The 4,275-nt window shown below is 75.8% G+C and carries 5 protein-coding genes and 2 pseudogenes; 5 read left to right on the forward strand and 2 right to left on the reverse strand.

Translation table 11 applies throughout. The annotated features are described in order from the left end of the window. A pseudogene (locus ABZ641_RS27455) lies at positions 1-105 on the reverse strand (ADP-ribose pyrophosphatase); the annotation flags it as partial. Positions 106-223: 118 nt separating this feature from the next. Between ABZ641_RS27455 and ABZ641_RS27460 the strand changes: the two are divergent. The 5 genes from ABZ641_RS27460 to ABZ641_RS27480 all read left to right on the forward strand — a co-directional run bounded on the left by ABZ641_RS27460 (position 224) and on the right by ABZ641_RS27480 (position 4,072). Next, entirely contained in the window at positions 224-997 is a 774-nt protein-coding gene (locus ABZ641_RS27460; RefSeq protein ID WP_359985868.1) for a methyltransferase domain-containing protein, read from the forward strand. Positions 998-1,066: 69 nt separating this feature from the next. Continuing rightward, positions 1,067-1,906, forward strand: a complete 840-nt coding sequence (locus ABZ641_RS27465; RefSeq protein WP_344627722.1) for a GntR family transcriptional regulator — start codon at positions 1,067-1,069, stop codon at positions 1,904-1,906. An 80-nt stretch (positions 1,907-1,986) separates the two neighbouring features. Next, positions 1,987-2,922 (forward strand): polysaccharide deacetylase family protein, encoded by a 936-nt coding sequence (locus ABZ641_RS27470; RefSeq protein ID WP_359985870.1) that lies wholly within the window; start codon positions 1,987-1,989, stop codon positions 2,920-2,922. 168 nt (positions 2,923-3,090) lie between these two features. After that, positions 3,091-3,441, forward strand: a complete 351-nt coding sequence (locus ABZ641_RS27475; protein WP_359985873.1) for a hypothetical protein — start codon at positions 3,091-3,093, stop codon at positions 3,439-3,441. Positions 3,442-3,517: 76 nt separating this feature from the next. Next, positions 3,518-4,072, forward strand: a complete 555-nt coding sequence (locus tag ABZ641_RS27480; RefSeq protein WP_344627719.1) for an alpha/beta fold hydrolase — start codon at positions 3,518-3,520, stop codon at positions 4,070-4,072. Positions 4,073-4,089: 17 nt separating this feature from the next. Here the strand turns inward: ABZ641_RS27480 and ABZ641_RS27485 are convergent. Then, positions 4,090-4,275 (reverse strand): annotated as a pseudogene (locus ABZ641_RS27485) (SAM-dependent methyltransferase); the annotation flags it as partial.

Raw genomic sequence — 4,275 nt, forward strand, 5'->3', positions numbered from 1 at the left:
CTCCAGCGGGACCCTGGCGGTCTCGATCTCCAGTTCCTCGCCGTGGGCGGCGTACCGCTCGCCCTCGGCCTCGGAGAGGTCGGTGGCGAGGAAGATCTTACCACTTGCGGACTGGAGCACCACTGGTAAGAGAAAGTGGCATAGACCAGTTGGCGCGTCAAGGGGCGGCACCGGAACACGTCCGGCGGCCCGCCCCCGGACGGGAGTTGATTGACTGGCAGCCATGACCTCCACCGTGTTCGAGACCGACACCCCCGACCCGACCGCCTACCTCGACCGGGTGGCCGCGACCGACCTGGGCCGGGCCTACAAGCAGCGCATGCTCGACGAACTCGACGTCCGGCCCGGCGCGACGGTGCTGGACCTCGGCTGCGGCCCCGGCACCGACCTCGATTCCCTGGCCACGGCCGCCGGCCCGGCAGGGCGGGTGATCGGCGTCGACCACGACCGGGCCGCCGTCGACACCGCCGCCGCGCGCACCGCCGGACGGCCCGCCGTCGAGGTCCGGCTCGGCGACCTCCACGACCTGCCGCTGCCGGACGGCGCCGCGGACCGCGCCCGCACCGACCGGGTGCTGCAGCACGTCGCCGACCCGGGCCGGGCGCTCGCCGAGATCCGGCGGGTGCTGCGGCCCGGCGGCCGGCTCGTCATGGGCGAGCCCGACTGGGGCACCCTGACCGTCGACCACCCGGACGGCGAGCTGACGCAGGCCTACACCCGGTACGTCACCGAACGGGCGGTGCACAACGCCCGCATCGGCAGCCGCCTCCCGCGGCTGGCGGTCGAGGCCGGGTTCGAGGTGCCCGCCGTCCTCCCGATCACGCCGCTCCTCCGCGACGTCCGGGCGGCCGACCGGATCCTCGGACTGGAACGCTGCACCCGCCGGGCCGTCACCGCCGGGTACCTCACCCCGGACGGCGCCGACCGCTGGCTCGACCACCTCGAGAACGGGCCCTTCCTCGCCTCGGTGACCTTCTACGTCGTGGTGGCGACCTGAGGGGCGCCCGGGGCGCCTCGGCCGCCACACTGGTAAGGTGCTGGTCAGGTTCGGACGAGGGGAGCCGCCGTGGCGGTGAAGCGGACGCGGGTGCGCGACCACCTGCGGGATCTGGTGGAGGCCCGCAGGCCCGGTGAGCCGATCCCGTCCGAACGGGCGCTGTGCGAGGAGCTCGGGGTGTCCCGGCCGACCCTGCGGGCGGCGGTGGACGAACTGGTGGCCACCGGCCTGCTCGTCCGCGAGCACGGGCGCGGCATGTTCGTGGCCCCGGAGAAGGTCGTCCAGGAGATGGCGATGGCCTCCGAGGGCAGTGCCTTCAGCGTGCCGCGGGCCGCCGGCAGCTGGGCCGGGCGGGTGCTGGAGTTCGAGACCGTGCCGGCCGGGGCGCGGCTCGGCCGGCGGCTGCGGATCTCCCCCGCCGCGGAGCTGACCCGGGTGGCCCGGCTGCGCCTCGTCGACGGTGAGCCGATGGCCATCGAGCACCTGCACGTCCCGGCCGCGCTGGTGCCCGGGCTGGCCCCGGCCGACATGGAGTCGGGCGACTTCTACGACCTGCTGCGCGAACGGCACGGCGTACGGGTGCGGGAGGCCGTCCAGTCGATCGAACCCACCGTCACCAACGAGGCGGAGTCCCGGCTGCTGGGGGTGCCGGTGCTCTCGCCGGCACTGCTGTTCGAGCGGCTGACCAGTGACGCGGCCGGTCGGCCGGTGGAGTACGTGCACTCGGTGTACCGCGGCGACCGGTACCGGATCGTCTCCCGGATCGCCTTCGACGACGGTCCTCCCGGGGCCGCGGCCGAAGGCGGGAGCGGCGCGGCCGCGCACCATCCGGGCATCCCGCCCGGGGACCTCCCCGGACGGCCCGGCGGACGGAGCACTACCACGGGTGACGTCCAGCCCCCGGCCTGACACCCCGTCGCTGGGCCGTCCGTGCGTCCCTGCGGCGGTGGGCGGTTGACCGCCGGCCGCCTCGGGGATCATCCGCCGGTATGAAGATCGGCTCATCGGGTTGTCATCCTCGGGTTGGCCCGGCGCTCTGGGCCGGGCTGGCCGTCGTCCTGACGGCCTGTTCGACGGCGCCCTCCCGGAGCGCCGCTCCCCCGGCCGCCACGGCGCCGGCCGCACTCCCGCCGCTCGCCGCCGTCGAAACCCGCGAACGCCACGCACCCCTGGGGATCGACCCGGTGCAGGCCGCCCGGCAGTCCGCGGAGCGCCGGGCACGCGAGCAGGCCGCCCGCTGGGGACTCGACCGGCTGCCGACCGCCGCCCCGACCCCGCCCGAACAGCGGCCCGCGCTCACCGCCGACCGGCCCGGCCTCGTCCTGCGGCCCGGCCTGCCACCGGTCGTCCAGCGCGTCCCCACCGAGGACCGGGTGGTCTTCCTGACCATCGACGACGGAGCGGAGAAGGACCCGGAGTTCGCCCGGATGACCGCCGAACTCGGCATCCCCTACAGCACCTTCCTCACCGGCTACCTGGCCCGGCCCGACTGGGGCTACTTCCGCGGCCTGCTGGCGAACGGGCACGCCGCCACCGGCAACCACACGCTCAACCACCGCGACATGCGCAAGCTCACCGCCGCCGAGCAGCGCACCGAGATCTGCGGCCAGCAGGACGAACTCGAACGCGAGACCGGCTCCCGGCCACCGCTGTTCCGCCCGCCCTACGGCGAGTACACCGACGACACCCTGCGGGCCGCCCAGCAGTGCGGCATCCGCGCCGTCGCGCTGTGGAACGAGGAGGCCTTCCCCGACCGCATGGAGTACCGCCACGCGGACCGGGTCCTGCACCCCGGCGACATCATCCTCACCCACTTCCGCGGGCGCGCCGAGTGGGGCGGCACGATGACGGACGTGCTCCGCCGGGTGCTCCGCACGGTGGACGAGCAGGGCTTCGCCCTGGCCCTGCTCGACGACTACCTCTGACACCGCCGTACCGCCCCGGCCCGCCCCGGCCCGCCTCGCCCGCCCCGACCCGGCCGGAGCAGGACCGGCGCCCGAGGGGCGAGAACGCCGTCCCAGCATGCGGAAACGTTGGCAGCGTCCGCGACCGCCGTGATCGACTGTGCGCTCCCGCACGGAAGGAGCACCGCCATGCTGCCATCCCTCGACGGCCTGGTCTTCTCGCCCACCGGACGCGCCGAGCACGGCGAGGTCGACGCCGCCACCAGCTTCGCCTACCGCGAGCAGGACGGCCGGGTCTGGGCCTCCTACCAGGGCGGCGACATCGTGCACGGCCACCTCGTCGGCACCCGCGCGGGCGACACCCTCGAATTCCGGTACGTTCAGCTCAACCATGCCGGCGAGACCAGCAGCGGACACTGCGTCAGCACGCTGTCCCGGCTGACCGACGGACGCCTGCGGCTCGACGAGTCCTGGCGCTGGGAGTCCCGCCCGGGCACCGGGACGAGCGCGGTCGAGGAGGTCCTGCCGTCCGTCGGCTGAACCGCCCCGCACCTGCCGTCCCCGCGCCGCGCCCCACGCCTGCGCCCCGCCCGTGACCCGATCCGAGGAGCCCGCCGTGTCCCCCGCCGAGCCTCTGCACCTCGTCCTGCCCGGCTACCAGAACTCCGGCCCCGCGCACTGGCAGAGCCGGTGGGAGGCCGCCGACCCCGGCCTCGTCCGGGTCGAGCAGGCCGACTGGGACGCGCCGCGGCGCACCGACTGGGTCGCCGCCCTGGACGCCGCGGTCGCCGCCGCCGACCGCCCCGTCGTCCTGGTCGCCCACAGCCTCGGCTGCATCACCGTCGCCCACTGGGCCGCCGGGCGCACCGGGCCCGGCCCGGTCGTCGGCGCCCTGCTGGTCGCCCCCGCCGACGTGGACACCGCCGAGGTGCCGGAACTGGTCGACTTCCGGCCCGTACCGCTGCGCCCGCTGCCCTTCCCGACCACGGTGGTCGCCAGCACCGACGACCCCTGGTGCACCGCCGAGCGGGCCGCCGCCTTCGCCGACGCCTGGGGCGCCGCGCTGGTGGACGTCGGGCCGCTCGGCCACATCAACAGCGACTCCGGCCTCGGCGACTGGCCGCAGGGCCGCCGCCTGCTCGCCGACCTCACCGGAAGCGCCCGGCCGTAGCGCCGGGGGCACCCGGATCAGGCGTAGTACGAGGCCACCGCCGGCTGGCCGGTCCAGTTCGGGCCGGCCGCCGGGTCGGCACCGAGGTAGCGGAAACCCGGGAGGGCCACGGGCGGCCGGCGGCCGCCCTGCAGGGTGAGCAGCCGGCGGCGCGCGTCGTACCGGAATCCGGCGGCCCGCAGGGCGGCCAGGACCGGGCGGGC

This window comes from Kitasatospora sp. NPDC007106, from assembly GCF_040634455.1.
In the GTDB taxonomy this organism is placed as follows: domain Bacteria; phylum Actinomycetota; class Actinomycetes; order Streptomycetales; family Streptomycetaceae; genus Kitasatospora; species Kitasatospora arboriphila.